Annotated in this window: 17 protein-coding genes; 4 read left to right on the forward strand and 13 right to left on the reverse strand. The window is 58.9% G+C overall.

Annotated elements, in window-relative coordinates; genetic code table 11:
* Positions 1-175 precede the first annotated feature (175 nt).
* Positions 176-2,323 (reverse strand): formate dehydrogenase subunit alpha, encoded by a 2,148-nt coding sequence (gene fdhF, locus UR504_RS18620; protein ID WP_302237863.1) that lies wholly within the window; start codon positions 2,321-2,323, stop codon positions 176-178.
* A 256-nt stretch (positions 2,324-2,579) separates the two neighbouring features.
* On the opposite strand from fdhF, the gene UR504_RS18625 reads away from it, so the two are divergent.
* Positions 2,580-3,311, forward strand: coding sequence for a response regulator (locus UR504_RS18625; RefSeq protein WP_115876903.1), 732 nt, complete (start codon positions 2,580-2,582; stop codon positions 3,309-3,311).
* 3 nt (positions 3,312-3,314) lie between these two features.
* On the opposite strand, the gene lpxO is transcribed toward UR504_RS18625, so the two are convergent.
* The 7 genes from lpxO to UR504_RS18660 all read right to left on the reverse strand — a co-directional run bounded on the left by lpxO (position 3,315) and on the right by UR504_RS18660 (position 10,462).
* Positions 3,315-4,223: a lipid A hydroxylase LpxO gene (gene lpxO / locus UR504_RS18630; protein ID WP_143344539.1), complete on the reverse strand. Its 909-nt coding sequence runs from the start codon at positions 4,221-4,223 to the stop codon at positions 3,315-3,317.
* Positions 4,224-4,366: 143 nt separating this feature from the next.
* Positions 4,367-5,371 carry a carbohydrate kinase family protein gene (locus tag UR504_RS18635; protein WP_111964190.1) on the reverse strand — a complete coding sequence of 335 codons (1,005 nt, stop codon included), beginning with the start codon at positions 5,369-5,371 and terminating at the stop codon, positions 4,367-4,369.
* A complete protein-coding gene (locus tag UR504_RS18640; protein ID WP_248175492.1) occupies positions 5,371-6,231 on the reverse strand; it encodes a ketose 1,6-bisphosphate aldolase in 861 nt (286 codons plus the stop codon). The genes UR504_RS18635 and UR504_RS18640 overlap by 1 nt, the downstream gene beginning before the upstream one ends.
* Before the next feature lie 10 nt (positions 6,232-6,241).
* The gene (locus UR504_RS18645; protein ID WP_133293599.1) at positions 6,242-6,928 is read right to left on the reverse strand and encodes a D-lyxose/D-mannose family sugar isomerase; all 687 of its coding nucleotides are present in this window, start codon (positions 6,926-6,928) and stop codon (positions 6,242-6,244) included.
* Between the two features lie 49 nt (positions 6,929-6,977).
* Positions 6,978-7,919 carry an ABC transporter substrate-binding protein gene (locus UR504_RS18650; RefSeq protein ID WP_021242935.1) on the reverse strand — a complete coding sequence of 314 codons (942 nt, stop codon included), beginning with the start codon at positions 7,917-7,919 and terminating at the stop codon, positions 6,978-6,980.
* Positions 7,920-7,949: 30 nt separating this feature from the next.
* Positions 7,950-8,945, reverse strand: a complete 996-nt coding sequence (locus UR504_RS18655) for an ABC transporter permease subunit (protein WP_133293600.1) — start codon at positions 8,943-8,945, stop codon at positions 7,950-7,952.
* 2 nt (positions 8,946-8,947) lie between these two features.
* A complete protein-coding gene (locus UR504_RS18660; RefSeq protein WP_302237857.1) occupies positions 8,948-10,462 on the reverse strand; it encodes a sugar ABC transporter ATP-binding protein in 1,515 nt (504 codons plus the stop codon).
* Between the two features lie 181 nt (positions 10,463-10,643).
* On the opposite strand from UR504_RS18660, the gene UR504_RS18665 reads away from it, so the two are divergent.
* The 3 genes from UR504_RS18665 to yjdP all read left to right on the forward strand — a co-directional run bounded on the left by UR504_RS18665 (position 10,644) and on the right by yjdP (position 14,070).
* Positions 10,644-12,923 carry an ATP-binding protein gene (locus UR504_RS18665; RefSeq protein ID WP_302237855.1) on the forward strand — a complete coding sequence of 760 codons (2,280 nt, stop codon included), beginning with the start codon at positions 10,644-10,646 and terminating at the stop codon, positions 12,921-12,923.
* A gap of 121 nt (positions 12,924-13,044) precedes the next feature.
* Positions 13,045-13,671, forward strand: coding sequence for a GNAT family N-acetyltransferase (locus tag UR504_RS18670; protein ID WP_008500049.1), 627 nt, complete (start codon positions 13,045-13,047; stop codon positions 13,669-13,671).
* A 75-nt stretch (positions 13,672-13,746) separates the two neighbouring features.
* On the forward strand, positions 13,747-14,070 hold the full coding sequence (yjdP, locus tag UR504_RS18675) for a DDRRRQL repeat protein YjdP (RefSeq protein ID WP_033144428.1): 324 nt from the start codon (positions 13,747-13,749) through the stop codon (positions 14,068-14,070).
* Positions 14,071-14,122: 52 nt separating this feature from the next.
* Here the strand turns inward: yjdP and phnP are convergent, their stop codons facing one another.
* Genes phnP through phnL form a run of 5 tightly spaced genes read right to left on the reverse strand, consistent with a single transcriptional unit; the run spans position 14,123 to position 17,679 of the window.
* Complete coding sequence (gene phnP / locus UR504_RS18680) at positions 14,123-14,881, reverse strand: phosphonate metabolism protein PhnP (protein WP_302237854.1); 759 nt, start codon at positions 14,879-14,881, stop codon at positions 14,123-14,125.
* 9 nt (positions 14,882-14,890) lie between these two features.
* Positions 14,891-15,325 (reverse strand): aminoalkylphosphonate N-acetyltransferase, encoded by a 435-nt coding sequence (gene phnO, locus UR504_RS18685; protein ID WP_302237853.1) that lies wholly within the window; start codon positions 15,323-15,325, stop codon positions 14,891-14,893.
* Positions 15,318-15,869, reverse strand: coding sequence for a ribose 1,5-bisphosphokinase (gene phnN, locus UR504_RS18690; RefSeq protein WP_127729308.1), 552 nt, complete (start codon positions 15,867-15,869; stop codon positions 15,318-15,320). Before phnN ends, phnO begins: the two co-directional genes overlap by 8 nt.
* Positions 15,866-17,002 carry an alpha-D-ribose 1-methylphosphonate 5-triphosphate diphosphatase gene (phnM, locus tag UR504_RS18695; protein WP_302237851.1) on the reverse strand — a complete coding sequence of 379 codons (1,137 nt, stop codon included), beginning with the start codon at positions 17,000-17,002 and terminating at the stop codon, positions 15,866-15,868. The genes phnN and phnM overlap by 4 nt, the downstream gene beginning before the upstream one ends.
* On the reverse strand, positions 16,999-17,679 hold the full coding sequence (gene phnL / locus UR504_RS18700; RefSeq protein WP_302237849.1) for a phosphonate C-P lyase system protein PhnL: 681 nt from the start codon (positions 17,677-17,679) through the stop codon (positions 16,999-17,001). The genes phnM and phnL overlap by 4 nt, the downstream gene beginning before the upstream one ends.
* Positions 17,680-17,684 lie beyond the last annotated feature (5 nt).

Genomic DNA, 17,684 nt, shown 5'->3' on the forward strand with positions numbered 1-17,684 from the left:
GCCGCATATCTTATCTCTCTGAATTAAAATGCAAAGATGTAATTGTATTCTGCGTAAATTACATTATTTCTGCGAGCCGCTTTACAGAATAATAATTTCTATTTTTTATGAATTAATGGGAAATAAAAAGGGAGTGAATATATCACTCCCTTTATTCAACGATCAATTAACGGCTCTAACCCATTGCGCTTTCGCGCAGTCGGGCTTTTAGCTTGTTATATTCCTCTATCACGTATTGTTCCGCCGCGTGCTGATCCACAATCGGCTCAACGTTGACGGCACAGTATTTATACTCCGGCGTTTTGGTTATCGGGCTTAAGTTCTCCGTCACCAGCTCGTTGCAGGCACCAATCCACCACTGGTAGGTCATATAGACCGCCCCTTTGTTCGGGCGATCGCTGACCTGCGCGCGGGTGATGATCCGCCCTTTGCGCGAGTTCACCCACACCAGGGCTTCGTCCTCAATACCAAGGCGTTCAGCATCTGCGGTGTTGATTTGGGCATAGCCCGGTTCGTCCGCCAGCGCGGCCAGCGCGGCGCAGTTACCGGTCATTGAGCGGCAGGAGTAATGGCCCACTTCACGTACGGTGGAGAGCACCATCGGATACTCGTCGGTGAGTTTATCGATCGGCGCGACCCAGTCGCAGGTGAAGAACTGCGCCAGCCCGTTCGGGGTGTCGAATTTCTCCTTAAAGAGATAGGACGTCCCTTGATCGGCCTCCGACTCATCCCGGCACGGCCACTGGATGTACCCCAGCTCACCCATTTTTTCATAGGTGGCGCCGTAGAAGTCCGGACACAGGCTGCGCAACTCGTCCCATATCTCCTGGGTGTTGCTGTAGTGCATCGGGTAGCCCATGCGGGTGGCGATTTCGCTGATGATCTGCCAGTCCGTTTTCAGATCCCACTTCGGCTCGACCGCCTTAAAGAAGCGCTGGAAGCCGCGGTCCGCCGCCGTGTAGACGCCTTCATGCTCGCCCCAGGAGGTCGACGGTAAAATCACATCCGCCGCCGCCGCGGTTTTGGTCATGAAGATATCCTGGACAATCACCAGCTCCAGATCCTCAAACCCTTTACGCACTGCAGAAAGCTCGGCGTCGGTCTGAAGCGGATCTTCACCCATGATGTAGGCCGCACGCACTTCGCCATGCGCCGCGCGGTGCGGCAGCTCGCTGATGCGATACCCGGTGTGTTCCGGCAGGCTTTCCACGCCCCAGGCCTTCGCGAACTTGGCGCGGTTTTCCGGGAACTTCACGTACTGGTAGCCCGGATAAGTATCCGGCAGCGCGCCCATATCGCAGGCGCCCTGCACGTTATTCTGACCGCGCACCGGGTTCACGCCAACGTGGGCCTTGCCAAGGTTTCCCGTCAGCATCGCGAGGCTGGTCAGGGAACGCACGGTTTCCACGCCCTGGTAGAACTGGGTCACGCCCATGCCCCAGAGGATGGCGGCGGTTTTCGCCCCGGCATACATCCTGGCCGCCTGACGAATCTCCTGCGCGCTGACGCCGGTTATCGCTTCGACGGATTCAGGCGTATAGCCCTCGACTATTTTCTTATACTCTTCAAAGCCTTCTGTTCGGGTCGCGACAAACGCCTGGTCGTACAGGTTCTCCTCAATAATGACGTGTCCCATTGCGTTTAACAGCGCGATGTTTGAGCCGTTTTTCAATGCAATGTGCATATCCGCAATGCGCGCGGTTTCAATTTTGCGCGGATCGCAGACGATGATCTTCGCCCCATTCTGTTTAGCGCGAATAACGTGGTTCGCGACGATAGGGTGGGAATCCGCCGGGTTATAACCAAAGATGAAGACGAGATCGGTATTATCTATCTCGTTGATGGCGTTACTCATTGCGCCGTTACCGACCGACTGGTGCAGACCTGCAACCGATGGGCCGTGTCAGACGCGAGCGCAGCAGTCGACGTTATTGGTACCAATAACGGCGCGCGCGAATTTTTGCATCACATAGTTGGTTTCATTTCCCGTCCCGCGGGAAGAGCCGGTAGTCTGAATGGCATCCGGGCCATATTTGGCCTTGATGGCGCTCAGGCGCGTGGCGACGTAATCCAGCGCCTCGTTCCAGGAGACGGCTTCCAGCTTGCCGCCGCGCTCGCGGCGGATCATAGGGGTTTTCAGGCGCGGGGTAAGGATTTGGGTATCGTTAATAAAATCCCAGCCGTAGTAACCTTTCAGGCACAGCGTGCCCTGATTGGTTTTCCCCTGTGCGGCCTCCGCCCGGACGATTTTGCCGTTATCGACCACCAGGTGGATCTTGCAACCTGAGGCACAATAAGGGCAAACCGTGACGACTTTTTTCATCAGTCTGCTCCAGTTAATCGAATCGTTCGCACCCACTATGCAGCTTCTATGCCATGTTTTTTGTATGGGTATCCCCTGACTTTACGGCCCATCCGGGGTGAAAACCCTGACAAAAAGCAGCCAATCGTCAAAATTGACGTGTCGACGGGGCGGCGGATGTGACATGGGTTGAATTTCCGTCACTGAAAAAACCTTTTGACTGGAGCCGACGGCAGAATAGTTCAGACTTAACATAATCCCCTGACGGAAGCATATGATGAAACCGGCGATTCTGGTGGTTGATGACGATACGGCAGTCTGCGAACTGCTTCAGGACGTGCTGAGCGAGCACGTCTTTAGCGTGCTTGTCTGCCATAACGGCCAGGATGCACTTCGCCGGGTACAACAGGAGCCGAATATCGCGCTGGTGCTGCTGGATATGATGCTGCCGGATATTAATGGACTGCAGGTTCTGCTGCAGCTGCAAAAGCAGCGTCCGGCGCTACCGGTTGTGATGTTAACCGGCCTGGGCAGCGAGTCAGACGTGGTGGTGGGGCTGGAGATGGGGGCCGACGATTATATTGGCAAGCCGTTCAACCCGCGCGTGGTGGTCGCCCGCGTAAAAGCGGTACTGCGCCGTACGGGCGTGCTGGCTGCGGAACCCTCCGCAGCGCCCGTTGCGGGCATTGCGTTTAACGGATGGACGCTTGATACCACCCGCTGCGAGCTGAGCGATCCGCAGCGTAATCCCGTCCCCTTAACCCAGGGCGAGTATGGCCTGCTGCTGGCGCTCACGCAAAATGCCCGTCGTGTGCTGAGCCGTGACAGGCTGCTTGAGCTGACCCACAGCGAAAGCGCCGACGTGTTCGACCGCACGATTGACGTGCTGATCATGCGCCTGCGCCGGAAAATAGAGGCTAACCCGCATCAGCCTGCGCTCATCAAAACCATTCGCGGGCTGGGTTACGTGTTTGCCACCGACGTGAGCCGGCCCGAGCAGGCGGCATAAGGCTTACGTTATTGCCGGAACAATGATGGCGGCAAAAATTGCGATGATGCACAGATACTTGAGGGCGTAATAGGCCTTACGGTTTCTTTTTTTCAGACGCTGCCCCCGCTCGCGGCCCGCATGAACGTATTTAAAAATGCGGTTTATGCCGCCGGTGCTGTCATTCTCGTCATTCGGTGAGCTGGCTGCAGACATCAGCGTGGTCCCCACCCAATGGTTAACCGCCTGCGCCCAGCGCCATTTCATCGGACGCTCAATATCGCAGAAGAGAATAATGCGCGTTTGATCCGATTTATTCTCTGCCCAGTGGACGTAGGTCTCATCAAAAATAACGGCTTCACCATCCCGCCAGCTGTGGCGCTGCCCGTCGACTTCAATAAAGCAGCGGTCGTCATTCGGTGTGAATAACCCCAGATGGTAACGAACCGAGCCCGCATAGGGATCACGATGCTTGCCAAGCTTTGCACCCGCCGGCAGCTCGGCAAACATGGCCGCCTTCACCGAGGGGATTTCACTCACCAGCCGGGTCGTCACCGGGCATAAAGACTGCGCGGAGGGATGGGCATCGGCATACCATTTCAGGTAAAACCGTTTCCAGCCGCGTTTAAAAAAGGTGTTAAAGCCAGCGTCGTTATTATTTTCCGCCGCCTTAATATGGTGCTGCAAACGCAGCGCCTCTTCGCGAATAATCAGCCAGTTTTCCGTCAGCTTATTTAATTCCGGGAAGCGCTCTGTTTTAAAGAAAGGCTGCCTGGCGGGCAGGGAAGAAAAAGCCGTCATAAACATATTGATGGGTGCCATGAACGTCGAATGGTCGAAGAGCTGACGAGAAAGCGTCTGTTTTTCTTTGCCGCGTGAATGCGCATAAATAACGCTGATAATGAAAATACCGATGATGATGGCTGCGAACATTTTTCCCTTGTCCTCTTTCTATCTCATTTCGGAAAAGCGTGCGGACAGAGTGCTGCCCACGCCGAATATGCCAGATGGAGAGAGTGTAGTTCGGAGATGTAAAATTCATAGAACTGTAATGAAAAATCGCAATTATTGTTAAATTAAACACTCTCGCGAATAAACGCCTGCAGCTCGGCCAGCGTTTTTGCGCCATCAATCGCATTGGCGGCCAGCAGGCTTGCTCGCGCGCAGGCGTGTGCCAGATAAATACTCTCTGTTAGCGGCAGCGATTCATGGCAGCCGTATAAAAAGCCTGCGCAAAAGGCATCGCCCGCGCCGACGCTGCCGATAATCTCTTCCTGCTCCAGCATCCATGACGGGATCCAGCGACCCTCTTCACCATGTGCTTCTCCCCATGCGCCTTCCGGACAGTGGATCACCACCCGCTGGCGTACCCCGGCCGCCAGCAGCTGCGCCGCGGCATCGGCGATATGGGCAACGTGCGGGGCGTCGTTTTCGTCACGCATTGTCAGGCCGCTAAACTCACCGGCCTCCAGCTCGTTAATAACCAGATAGTCGAGATGGCGCAGGGCAGGGAGCACTAGCGGCTGATAGCGCGGGTCGCCCTTGCGGGAAACCAGATCGAGCGACGTTTCATACCCCTGGTCGCGCATCTGTGCCAGCAGCCGCGCGCTGCGGGTGCCGAACTCGTCATCGGGCATATCCAGGCTGTCGAGCAGCAGGAGATAGCCGAGATGGAAGATTTTCATCGATCCGTCTAAGCGATCGAAAGCGGGAAGATCCAGCAGGCGGTTGGCCCCCGGTGAGTGGAAAAAGGTGCGCTGTCCGCTGGGATCGGTCATCACCTGCGACATGGAGGTTGGCGCAAAGGTGGTGCGCTGAACGCGCTGGCGGTTGACGTGGTACTGGTCGAGCATTGCCAGAATGTAGTCCCCGTCGCCGTCTTCGCCAATCAGCCCCACCGCCTGCAGCGGCAGGCCAACGTGCATTTTCGCCAGCGTCAGCAGGACGTTGAGCGGCGCGCCGCCGGTTGAGCGTTCGCTGTGGGTGATTTCCGCCAGCCAGCCGCGCTCCGGCCACTGCACGATCTGGTGGACGTGGTCCACCAGCATATTGCCTGCGGCGATGATGCCTTTACGTTCCATTATACCTGCCCCGCGCTGCCGAAGATGCGCATCTGTTCGGCGACCGTATCCGTAATCGCCTCTTCTATCCCCAGCAGCAGCTCGGCAAACTCGTCGTACAGCGGCTGGCGGTTAGCCATGCGCTGCTCCACGGCGGCGAGCGCGGCCTGCGACATCCCGGTATAGAAATTGATTTTATGAATGCCCAGCTCAATGGCGCGGCGGAAGTCAGCATCGCTAATCCCGGAGCCGCCGTGTAAAACCAGCGGCAGCCCCGTCTGCTGGCGAATGGCGTCCAGGCGCGGGAAATCGAGCTTCGGCTCGCCTTTATACTTGCCGTGCGCGTTGCCGATGGCGACGGCCAGCGCGTCGATGCCGGTTGAATCAACAAATTCGCGCGCCAGCTGCGGATCGGTGAAGAAGGCTTCATCCGCATGTCCGTAAAGCGCGCCGCCTTCATCGCCACCGACCGCACCCAGCTCCGCCTCCACCGACACGCCGACCGCGTGGCACATTTTCACCACTTCCCGCGTCTGGCGGATGTTTTCCTCGTAGCTCAGCGTAGAGCCGTCGAACATCACCGAGCTGAACCCTAAGCGCAGGGCGCGCACGACGGCGTCAAAATGCAGGCCGTGGTCGAGGTTGAGCACCACGGGAATATCGTGACGGGCGGCTTCGAACTTAACCGCTTCGACAAGGGAATCCAGCGACACGTACTTAAAATGTACTTCGGCGATGTTGATGATAAACGGCGAGCGTTCCTGCTTTGCGGCGGCGAACAGCGCGCGCAGGAAGTGGGAGTCGAGGACGTTAAACGCGCCCAGCGCGTAGCGGTGCTGTCTGGCGTGCGCAAGACCGTCGGCAAGAGAAATTAATGGCATTATTTACCCCTTATATCCGAAACAGGTTGTACTCGTTGCACAGCACCAGCAGCGCCGGTTCGTCTTCTTCGATGTTGTTATAGCGGGCAACGGGCTGCAAAAAGTGGTTGTCGTGTTCATCGTCATTGACCGAGGACACTTCCCCGACCAGCACGTCACCGAAGCCGCGTTCGCCCCAGAAACTGTGGTAAAGACCGGGCGTCAGGCAGATGCTTTCCCCTGGTGTGAGGCGTAGCTGGCTGCCGGGCGCGTGGGTCTGACGGCAGCCGTCGACGGTGACCGTCACGTCGGTGTTTTCCGTCTCTTCATGCGCCCCGGCATTCCACAATTCTACAATCAGGTTCCCGCCGCCCCGGTTGATAATGTCTTCTCGCTTACGCCAGTGAAAATGCATCGGCGTCACCTGGCCGTCGCGCACGTGCATGATTTTTTCGGCATAGCATTTTTCATAAGGTACGCCGTTGGGCGAGCCGTTGCGCAGGGTAAACAGCGTCAGGCCCTCTGCGGCAAAGCTGTTGCCGCCGAACGCCGTCACGTCCCAGCCGAGCCTGAGGTCGAACACTTCCTGCCATGCGGCCTGGTCAAGCTGCTGCCATTTTGTTGGCGGAAAGCTGGCAAAAGGCGGGAGATGCACGTCGTGCATGGAGAAAAACTGCCGCGTGTGGCCGAGAATTTCATTGATGTCGGAGCGTTTCATGGGGACTCCTTGAAAACAGTTCCCTCTCCCTGTGGGAGAGGGAAAAGGATCATTTAACCGTCCACCCCTTATACGTGCCGACGTTCTTTTTATCGATCATCGTCACCGGGATCAGCACGGGCGCTTTCGGCGCAGGTTTGCCCTGAAGAATGTCATAGCCGATCTCCACCGCTTTTGCCGCCATAACCTGCGGATCTTGCGCCGGGGTCGCGACAAACAGGGAGTTTTCGCGCTTCAGCGCTTCCTCACCATCCGGGCTGCCATCCACGCCGACAATAAAGAACTCATTGCGCTGCGCCTGCTTCGCGGCCAGATCGGCGCCGATCGCGGTCGGATCGTTAATCGCAAACACGCCGTCGATCTTCGGATTGGCCGCCAGCAGGGAGGTCATGACTTCCAGGCCGCCTTCACGACTGCCTTTGGCGTTCTGGTTATCCGAGAGCACCTTGATATCCGGATGTTTTTTGAACTCCGTCTGGCACCCTTCCACGCGGTTTTGCACCGCTGAGACCGGCGGTCCGTTGATGATCACCACGTTGCCTTTCCCTTTCAGGCGGTCAGTAATGTACTTACAGGCCATCTCACCCGCCTGGGTGTTATCGGAGGTGATGGTGGCATCAGCCCCTTCCGCCGCGACGTCAACCGCCACGACCACGATCCCGGCGTCCTTCGCGCGCTTCACCGCCGGGCCGATCCCTTTGGAGTCCGCGGCATTGAGGATGATCATGTCCACCTTCGCGGCGATGAAGTTGTCGATCTGCGCCACCTGCTGGCCCAGATCGTACCCGCTGGAGACCAGCGTCACCTTGACGTTATCCCCCGCCAGCTTGCGCGCTTCCAGCTCGGCACCTTTGGTGATCTGCACGAAGAACGGGTTGGCCAGGTCACCCACCGTCACGCCAATGGACTTCAGATCTTTCGCCTGCGCAAACGGCGTTGCGGCAAGCAGCGCGCCAGCACAGAGCGCGGTTACTAACGGTTTCAAACGCATCTTGTCTTCCTCACTCGTAGGGTATTGTTGTTATGCACTTTGGTGATGTCGGGTACGGTATTTGTCGATCAGCACCGCAATGATGATCACCGCCCCTTTGATCACCAGCTGCCAGAAGTAGGAGACGCCCATCAGCGTCATGCCGTTATTGAGGGTGGCGATGATCAATGCGCCGACCAGCGTGCCGGTGATCGTGCCGATCCCGCCGACAAAGCTGGTGCCGCCGAGGATCACCGCTGCAATTGCATCCAGCTCGTAACCCGTGCCGAGGTTGCCGTTAGCGCTGTACAGGCGTGAGGCGCTCATGACACCGCCGAGGCCGGAGAGCAGGCCGCTCATGCCGTAGACAAACAGCAGCACCAGCCAGACCTTGATGCCCGTTAAGCGCGCCGCCTGCATGTTGCCGCCCACGGCGTAGATGTGAACGCCGAGCGTGGTGCGTCGCAGGATGAACCAGCACACCGCAATTACCGCCAGGGCGATCACCACCAGCCAGGGGATCGGGCCGAGGTAGTTATTGCCGATCCACTCGAAGTTGATGTTGGAGTTAATGACCGTCGTGCCGTCGGCCAGCAGGTACGCCGCGCCGCGCAGCGCCGTATAGGTGCCGAGCGTGACGATAAAGGGCGGCAGCCCGGCAAAGGCCACCAGCGCCCCGTTGAACAGGCCCAGCACCATGCCGAGCATTAGCGCGGCCGGAATGGACAGCCCGGCGAATTCGGGAATGAGCGACACCACCATCGCCGCCACCGCCGTGGTGCCGAGAATCGACCCCACCGAGAGGTCAATCCCGCCGGTCAGGATAATGAAGGTCATTCCCGCCGCGAGCACGATGTTGATCGACGCCTGACGGGTGATGTTGAGCAGGTTGCTCTCGGTAAAGAAGTTCGGGGCGATAAAGCCAAATACCGCCACAATCAGGATAAGAATCGGCAGGATGCCGACCGTTTGCATCAGATCGCTCATCAGCATTTTTTTGGCGGAGGCGGATTTCGCCACCTGCTGCGGACTGGTTGAATGTGTCATGGTTACACCGCCTGATGATGAGTGTCGTTTACGCCGGTTGCCAGCGTCATGATGTTTTCCTGAGAGATGTCGCGCCCGTGAAGCTCGCCCGCGATGCTGCCTTCCCGCATCACGTAAACACGGTCGCTCATCCCCACCACTTCCGGCAGCTCGCTGGAGATCATCAAAATCGCCACCCCTTTGCGCGCCATCTGGTTCATGATGCGGTAGATCTCGCTTTTCGCCCCGACGTCCACGCCGCGCGTGGGTTCGTCCAGAATCAGAATGCGTGGGCCAATCGCCACCCAGCGGGAGATGAGCAGCTTCTGCTGATTTCCGCCGGAGAGCCCGCCCGCGCGCACCTGAGCATGGGGCACGCGGATGTTAAGCAGGGCGATGGCGTCATCGGAAATCGACTGGGCTTTTTTGCGGTTTAACATGCCGAAGGTGGCGTCGCGCTCAAGCGTCGCCATGGTGATGTTCTCCTGCGCCGCCAGCTCCAGAAACAGCCCCTGCTCCTTGCGGTTCTCGGTGAGAAAACCGATGCCGTTTTCGATGGCCGCGCGCGGGGAGTGGATCACCACCGGCTCGCCGTCGACCTCAATCATGCCGCCGGTGGCTTTACGCACGCCGAAGATGAGCTGCGCCAGCTCGGAGCGTCCGGCCCCCACCAGGCCCGCCAGCCCGACGATTTCGCCGGAACGCACCTGCAGGCTGCAGGGCTGTACTTTTTTACCGTCGGTGAGGTGGTGGACGTTGAGACGCGGGCTGCCGAGGGGGATATCACGCTCCTTGTTGAACAGGTCGCTTAGCGGGCGGCCCACCATCATCTTCACCAGTTCCGACGCGTTCAGCTTGTCGCGCGTCATGCTGCCGACGTACTGCCCGTCGCGTAGAACGCTGACGCGGTCAGAGAGTTCATAGACCTCCGCCATGCGGTGGCTGATATAGATGATCGCCATCCCTTCATCGCGCAGGCGCAAAATCAGTTCAAACAGGCGATGCGTTTCCCGTGAGGAGAGGGCTGCGGTGGGTTCATCCATCACCAGAATGCGGCTGTTGCGGTGCAGCGCGCGAGCAATTTCCACCTGCTGCTGTTCGGCGATGGTGAGCTTCATCACCCGATCGGTGGCGCTGAACTGCGCGCCGAGGCGGTCAATCACCGCCTGCGCCTGGGCGGTCATCTCCTTGCGCTGGACCAGCCCGCCGCGCGACAGCTCGCTGCCGAGGAAGATATTTTCGGCTACGGTCAGATTGGGCGCGAGCTGCATCTCCTGATAAATCAGAGTGATGCCTGCGGCCAGCGCATCTTTCGGCCCTTTAATGTGAAACGGCTTGCCGTCGATCAGGATCTCGCCGCCGGTCGCGGTATAGGCCCCCGCGAGGATTTTCATCAGCGTGCTTTTTCCCGCGCCGTTTTCACCCATCAGCGCGTGGATCTCACCGGGAAACACCGTCAAGTCCACGCCCTTGAGCGCGTGGAAACTGCCAAACGTTTTGGCAATGCTGCGCATCTCTAATACCGGGGTTCTGCTCATGGCGGATCTCCTGTGAATGCCGATTTCTGCACTTCATCACAGGTGCGTAAATGCAAAATGTCAGAAGCTGTTCATATTTGTCATAGTTATGAATAGCTAATCGCCATCACATTTTCCTTTTCCCTCTCCCTGTGGGAGAGGGGCAGGGTGAGGGCAGCAAACCGCAAAGGAGCCTCAATCCATGCCATCACGCCGCCCCCCGTTCTTCGCCAGCGCCCGCGGTCGCCTGCTGATTTTCAATCTGCTGGTGGTCGCCGTGACGCTGATGGTGAGCGGCGTGGCGGTGCTCGGCTTCCGTCACGCCAGTCAAATCCAGGAGCAGGTGCAGCAGCAAACGCTGGACGATATGACCGGCAGCATGAACCTGGCCCGCGACACCGCCAGCGTGGCGACGGCGGCGGTGCGGCTCTCGCAGGTGGTGGGGGCGCTCGAGTACAAAGGGGAAGCCGAGCGCCTGAAGCAGACGCAAATGGCGCTGCGCCGCTCCCTGGAGCAGCTTGCGGAGGCACCGCTGGCACAGCAGGAGCCGGCCCTGGTGGCGCGTATTATTCAACGAAGCAATAAGTTACAGCAGAGCGTGACGGAGATGCTGGAGCGAGGACAGCGACGCCATCTGGAGCGTAACGCGCTGCTGAGCTCGCTGTATCAAAGCCAGAGCTACCTGCGCCATCTGCAGGACATCAACCGCCGTTATGACAGCAACGTACCGAATGCGCAGCAGCTGATGGAGATGGACCGGCTGATCGCCGCCGCCATTGACACCCCTTCGCCGCGCGCGACCGTTCAGCAGCTGGACGCGGTGGCCGCAACGCTGCCCCGGAGTGCCGTACAGCCGGTTGTGAAGGAAGTTCTGCCTGATTTTAATGCCGAGCTAGGTAAGCTAGGCCCGCTGTCGAAGCAGCTGGAGGAGAGCGATCTGGCGATAAGCTGGTATATGTTCCACATCAAGGCGCTGGTGGCGATCCTCAACAGCGACATCAATCAGTACGTTGAGCAGGTGGCGCAGGCCTCCCGGCTTCGCACCGCCCAGAGTCATCACGAGCTACAATCCATCAGCGTGTTTATCAGCATCTTCGCCGTGCTGGCGCTGATCATCACCGGGTGTGCCTGCTGGTATATCTACCGCCATCTGGCCTCCAACCTGACAGCCATTTCCCGGGCGATGTCGCGTCTTGCTCACGGCGAACAGGATGTCTCCGTTCCCGCCCTGCAGCGGCGCGATGAGCTGGGCGAGCTGGCGCGCGCGTTCAACGTTTTTGCCCGCAACACCGCCTCGCTTGAACACACCACGCGTCTGCTGAAAGAAAAAACAACGCAGATGGAGATCGACCGCATTGAGCGTCAGGGGCTTGAAGAGGCGCTCCTGCACAGCCAGAAGATGAAGGCGGTCGGACAGCTGACGGGCGGGCTGGCGCATGATTTTAATAACCTGCTGGCGGTGATCATCGGCAGTCTTGAGCTCACCGACCCTGAATCAAAAGACGCGCCGCGCATTACCCGGGCGCTAAAGGCGGCCGAGCGTGGCGCCTTGCTGACCCAGCGACTGCTGGCATTTTCCCGCAAGCAATCCCTGACCCCGCATGCTGTAGAGATGCTGCCGCTGCTGGAGAACCTCCGGGAACTGCTGCGCCACTCCCTGCCTGCCACCCTGACCCTGGAGATTGAAGCGCAATCCCCGGCCTGGCCCGCGTGGATAGACGTCAGCCAGCTGGAAAACGCCATCATCAACCTGGTAATGAACGCGCGCGATGCGATGGAAGGGCAAAGCGGAGTGATTAAAATTCGGACCTGGAATCAGCGCGTCACCCGCAGCGACGGGCGCAGGCAGGATATGGTGGCGCTGGAGGTCATTGACCGCGGCAGCGGCATGTCGCAGGAGGTGATATCCCGGGTCTTTGAGCCGTTCTTCACCACCAAGCAGACCGGGAGCGGAAGCGGATTAGGCCTGTCGATGGTCTACGGCTTTGTCCGCCAGTCCGGCGGTCGCGTGGAGATCGAGAGCGCGCCGGGGCAGGGAACGACCGTGCGGCTACACCTCCCGCGCTCGACGCTGCCCGCTGCTGCAGTTGATGAAGCATTATCTGCCACCGCCTCCGTCGATAGCGAGCGGCTGGTGCTGGTGCTGGAAGATGAGGCGGATGTCCGTCAGACCCTGTGCGAGCAGCTGCACCAGCTTGGCTATCTGACGCTCGAAGCGGACAACGGCGAGCAGGCGCTGAGCATGCTGGCGGCGTCGCCGGATATTGGCATGTTTATCAGCGACCTGATGTTGCCGGGAAGCCTGAGCGGAGCCGAGGTGATTAGTCATGTGCGCAGCCACTATCCGCAGCTTCCGGTGCTGCTGATCAGCGGCCAGGATTTACGGCCCACGCATAATCCTCAGCTGCCGGACGTTCCGTTACTGCGTAAGCCGTTTACGCGGGTGCAGCTGGCGCAGGCTCTGCGGAAAATATGTTTTTAAATGCCTCTGTTTAGGATTTCATCAAGAGCATCGTTAACGCCGGTGATGTTAATCTGCGCAAAATTTAGCAGATTGGGATATAAAAGGAATTATGCCGGTACTCACAAAGGGGGACTCACAAATGATCGTGATGCCTACAACATACAGCCCGAGCACAATTGCCAGGTCGTTTAAACTCGTTGATGAGTTTGAGCTTTCCGGGCGAGTGCTACATGTTATTTTTGATAGCCAGACGCCAAGAGCTGCGATTATTGAAGCGGATATCGAAACCTTCGATGGGGTTCCCCGGCATCGGGTTGTTGCTGCCCTGGATTTACAACGTAAAACGCATTTGGGTGAAGATATCATTGCCGTCGAGCGCTGTTGGGAAGATGCCAATGTTATTCAGGTAGAAGGTATCTGCGTTGATCCCGCCGAGCGTGACAAGGGACTGGCAACTCGCCTGTATGAAGCCCTGGTATTACAGTGTGGCGTGACGCTTGTCAGCGACTTTGAACAATATGAGGGTGGGAAGATGCTCTGGCAGAAAATTGCCCGCGAGTCTGACCAAATCGCTGTATTTGTTCTCGATACCGAGCAGGGCGCATTTTGGCCGTATGATGGTAGCAAGGTTATCTATGACGGAGGGTGTATCCCCGAAGATCGTATCTGGAGCCATTCGCCGGATCAAAAATGCTATGGCATCGTCCTGGTCGCAGAAAATAAACAGCGTGCGAATCAACTGATGGAAGTCCCAGGACACAATTGAATTTGAGATTCCTCCGCTACCCCCGTTTCCTGCCGTTCATTATCGTAAGGCCAGTTCACCTGCGAGTCTGGCCTTATGAAACGTTACTCAACTGCTCTGTTATTTGGTCTGCTGTCTCTCACCAGCCAACTGGCTCATGCCGACATTGTTGATGATGCTATTGGCAACATTCAGCAGGCGATCAACGATGCCTACAACCCCAGCAGCAGCCGAAGCAATGACGACGACGATCGTTATGACCGCAGCCGTCAAATCGACAGTCGACAGTACGACGATCGTCGTCGGCAGCTCGAAGACAGGCGCCGCCGTTTAGACGAGCGCCAGCGCCAGCTGGATGACGACAGACGTCGACTGGAAGAGGACGAGCGCAGGTTGGAAGACGATTACGATCGAGGCTAAGTGCGGCCTGTTGCCCTCACCCCACCCCTCTCCCACGGGAGAGGGAGAAAACCTAGTCCAGGACCAGCACCATCCCGTCATACCCTGCTTCAATGCCGTCGGGCAGCGGGTTATCCATCATCCACACGTCAAACTGATGGCTGATGTGCGTCAGGATCACCTGCGGGCAGCCAATCACCTCGTTTAGCGCCATCACGGTATTTAAGTCGCAATGGTTTCGCGGCGTCTCGTCGCGCGGTTCGTGGCTGCAGTCGATAATCATCGCCTGCGGCTGATTGTTAAGCAGGAACTTCACCGTTTTTTCCGGCAGCCCGGCGGTGTCGGACAGCCAGGCCACGCGGCTGTGGGCTGACTCCAGCAAATACCCGAAGGTCAGTTTCGAATGGTTGAGCGGCAGCGGCGTTACCCGCATTCCCTGAAGCTCAAACATGACAAAGGGTTCGACCGTATGGCTGAAATCCAGAATCCCCGGATGTTTAAACAGGTCGTCGCATCCCGCTTCATCCGGCGGACCGTAGACGGGGATCGTCGCGCCCACGCCCCAGCGCAGGGGGAAGAGCCCCTGAACGTGATCCATATGGTAATGGGTCAGCAAAAACTGCTGAAAGCTGCCTGCAGCCCAGTCGTCCATCAGGTGCGGAATACCCGCGTCCAGCAGGGTCACCGCATCGTTGAATTTGACCACCGCGCTACAGGGGCGACGGCGATAGGTCTCCTGCAGGCGCGCCCGGCGGCACGCCGCGCAGTCGCAGCCAAAGACCGGTACGAGCTGGGCGCCTCCGGTTCCTGTTAACGCGATCGTCAGACTCATAACGCACCTCTACAGCGGTTTGGTGAATCGGAAATGGCTCTGCGTATATCCTTCACGGACGTAAAAACGGTGGGCGTCGGTGCGCTTCACGTTGGTGGAGAGCTCGGTCAGCTCCGCGCCCGCCTCTCGTGCCACCCCTTCCGCCCAGGCCAGCAGCTGGCTGCCCACCTTTAGCCCGCGCGCCTGCGGCATCACCACCAGCTCCTGGATCTCGCCGATCCAGCGCGCGTGATGGAGGTGAAACTGCAGGTGCAGGCCGATCATGCCGATGACCTGCCCGTCCAGTTCGGCAAGCTGGTAGCGCATGTTGTGATTCTGCAGATTGGCAAGATAGCCCGCGTGAAACGCCTGGCGATCGAACTCGGCCTGTTTCAATTCGCAGATTAACGCATAGACGATTTGCGCATCGTCGGCGGTGGCGGGACGAAGCGTACAGTCAGGCATGCTGTTTCTCCTTCTGACGGATAAGCGATAAAAAGGTCTCGACTGACTGTAGCAAACTTCCGTCGTTATTAAGGATATGGCAGTCGGACGGGGTGTAGCGCGCCGCACGCTCCAGCCGCTGGTCGATCTCGCGGGCGGATTCACGACCCCGTCTCTGCAACCGGCTGCGCAGGACCTCCGGTGAAACCTGCAGGCAGACCGGCAGCAGGGCCGCCCCATAGCGGGCGCGGGCTTGCGAAAGATGCGCCCGCGAGCCGTTGACCAGCACGTCGAACCCCGCATGCAGCCACAGATCGGTCTCGATGCCGATTCCGTAGTAATAGCCATTGGCGTGCCAGCTCAGCGCCAGCAGATTTTGCCCGGCACGGGTAAAAAACTCCTGCTCGCTCAAGGCGATATGGTTTTCACTCCCCGCATTGGCCGCCCGGGTAATGTAACGGTGCGCCACCAGCAGCTGGGTATGCTCCTGCTGCCGTAAGGCGGACAGCAGGCTGTCCTTACCGGAGCCGGACGGCCCCATTAGCCAGATAAGTCTTCCCATCAGAACACCCTCTTTCCCTGACGCCAGACGTGGTCGATATGAACGTGCTCGCCCCTGCGGTGGGCCAGGACCAGATCCGCCCGCTTGCCTTCGGCTATCTCGCCGCGATCCTGCAGATTAAGCGCCGAGGCCGGGTTTTTCGTCACCAGGCGAATCGCCTGCGGCAGCGTAAAGCGATTGCCCTCGTCGTCGGCCACCCGGAACGCCGCGTCGAGCAGGCTGGCGGGGTAGTAGTCGGACGAGAGGATATCCAGCAGGCCAAGGGACGCGAGCCTGCTTGCCGCGACGTTGCCGGAGTGCGAGCCGCCGCGCACGATGTTCGGTGCGCCCATCAGCACGTTCATGCCGTGCCTGCGGGAGGCTTCAGCCGCCTCGAACGTGGTGGGAAATTCGGCGATCACGCTGCCAAGCTGGTGGGATTCGAGCACGTGATCGTGCGTGGCATCGTCATGGCTGGCCAGCGCGATATTGCGGTCCCGGCACATCGCCGCAATCCTGAGACGGTTAGGCTGCGACCACCGTGCCGCAAGCGCCAGCTGCTCTTCTTCGTAACGCGCCATCTCCGCATCGCTGAGAGAATATTTGCCCTGATAGTATTCGCGATACTTTTCAATTTTGGCGAACTGGCGCTGTCCCGGCGAGTGATCCATCAGGGAGACCAGCGATACCGGCTCGCGGCCTACCAGCTTTTCAAACAGCGGCAGGGTGGTGTGGTGCGGCAGCTCGCAGCGCAGGTGCAGGCGGTGCTCGGCGCGGTTGAGGCCCCGCTTTTGCGTCTCTTCCACGGCGTTGATCATCTTCTCCAGGTTCTCCAGACGGTCCCCGCCGTCGCGCACGTCGCCAATCGCCACCGCGTCCAGTACGGTGGTGATGCCGCTGGCGACCATCAGCGCGTCGTGGCTGCTCATCGCAGAATGCGCGGGCCAGTCGACCTTCGGGCGCGGGGTGAAGAATTTATCCAGATTATCGGTATGCAGTTCAATCAGCCCCGGCAGCAGCCAGCCGCCTTCACCGTCCATCGCCTCGGGCAAGCGGCTCTGGGTTTCAGCAAACGCGCGGATTGTTCCGTCCTGGATCTCAATCGAGCCGTCAACCACCTCATTATCCAGCACCAGCTTGACGTTATTGATAATCATACGTTTGTCCCCATCGGGTGCAGTCTGTCCGCGACGCGGGTGCGAACGCTCCCATCGTGGAAGATCCCGACGATCGCCGCCCCGCGCGCTTTGGCCTGCTCGATCAGTTCCACCACGGCCGCGCTGTTTTTAGCGTCGAGCGAGGCGGTGGGTTCATCCAGAAGTAAAATCGGGTAGTCGACAATAAAGCCGCGGGCGATGTTGACGCGCTGCTGCTCGCCGCCGGAAAAGGTCGACGGGGCAAGGTGCCACAGGCGCTCGGGCACGTTGAGGCGCGTCAGGAGGCTGGCGGCTTTGGCGGCACAGGTTTCGCGCGGCACGCCAAGATCCAGCAGCGGCTGCATGACCACGTCCAGGGCGGATATCCGCGGGATCACCCGCAGAAACTGGCTCACCCAACCGATCGTTGAGCGGCGCACCTCCAGCACCTTACGCGCGGGAGCTTGTACCAGGTCGACCCATTCATCGCCGTGGCGAATATGAATATGGCCTTCGTCGGGCAGATAGTTGGCGTACAGGGAGCGCAGCAGGGTCGATTTTCCGCTGCCGGAGTGGCCGTGCAGCACCACGCATTCGCCGCGATTCACCTCCAGTGAGGCATTTTGCAGCACCGGCAGGCGCACGCCGTTTTGCTGGTGGAGCACAAAGGTCTTACTTACGTTTTGTACGTGGATCATGTTGG

This window comes from Enterobacter sp. 241F3 (genome assembly GCF_034106785.1).
In the GTDB taxonomy this organism is placed as follows: domain Bacteria; phylum Pseudomonadota; class Gammaproteobacteria; order Enterobacterales; family Enterobacteriaceae; genus Enterobacter; species Enterobacter vonholyi.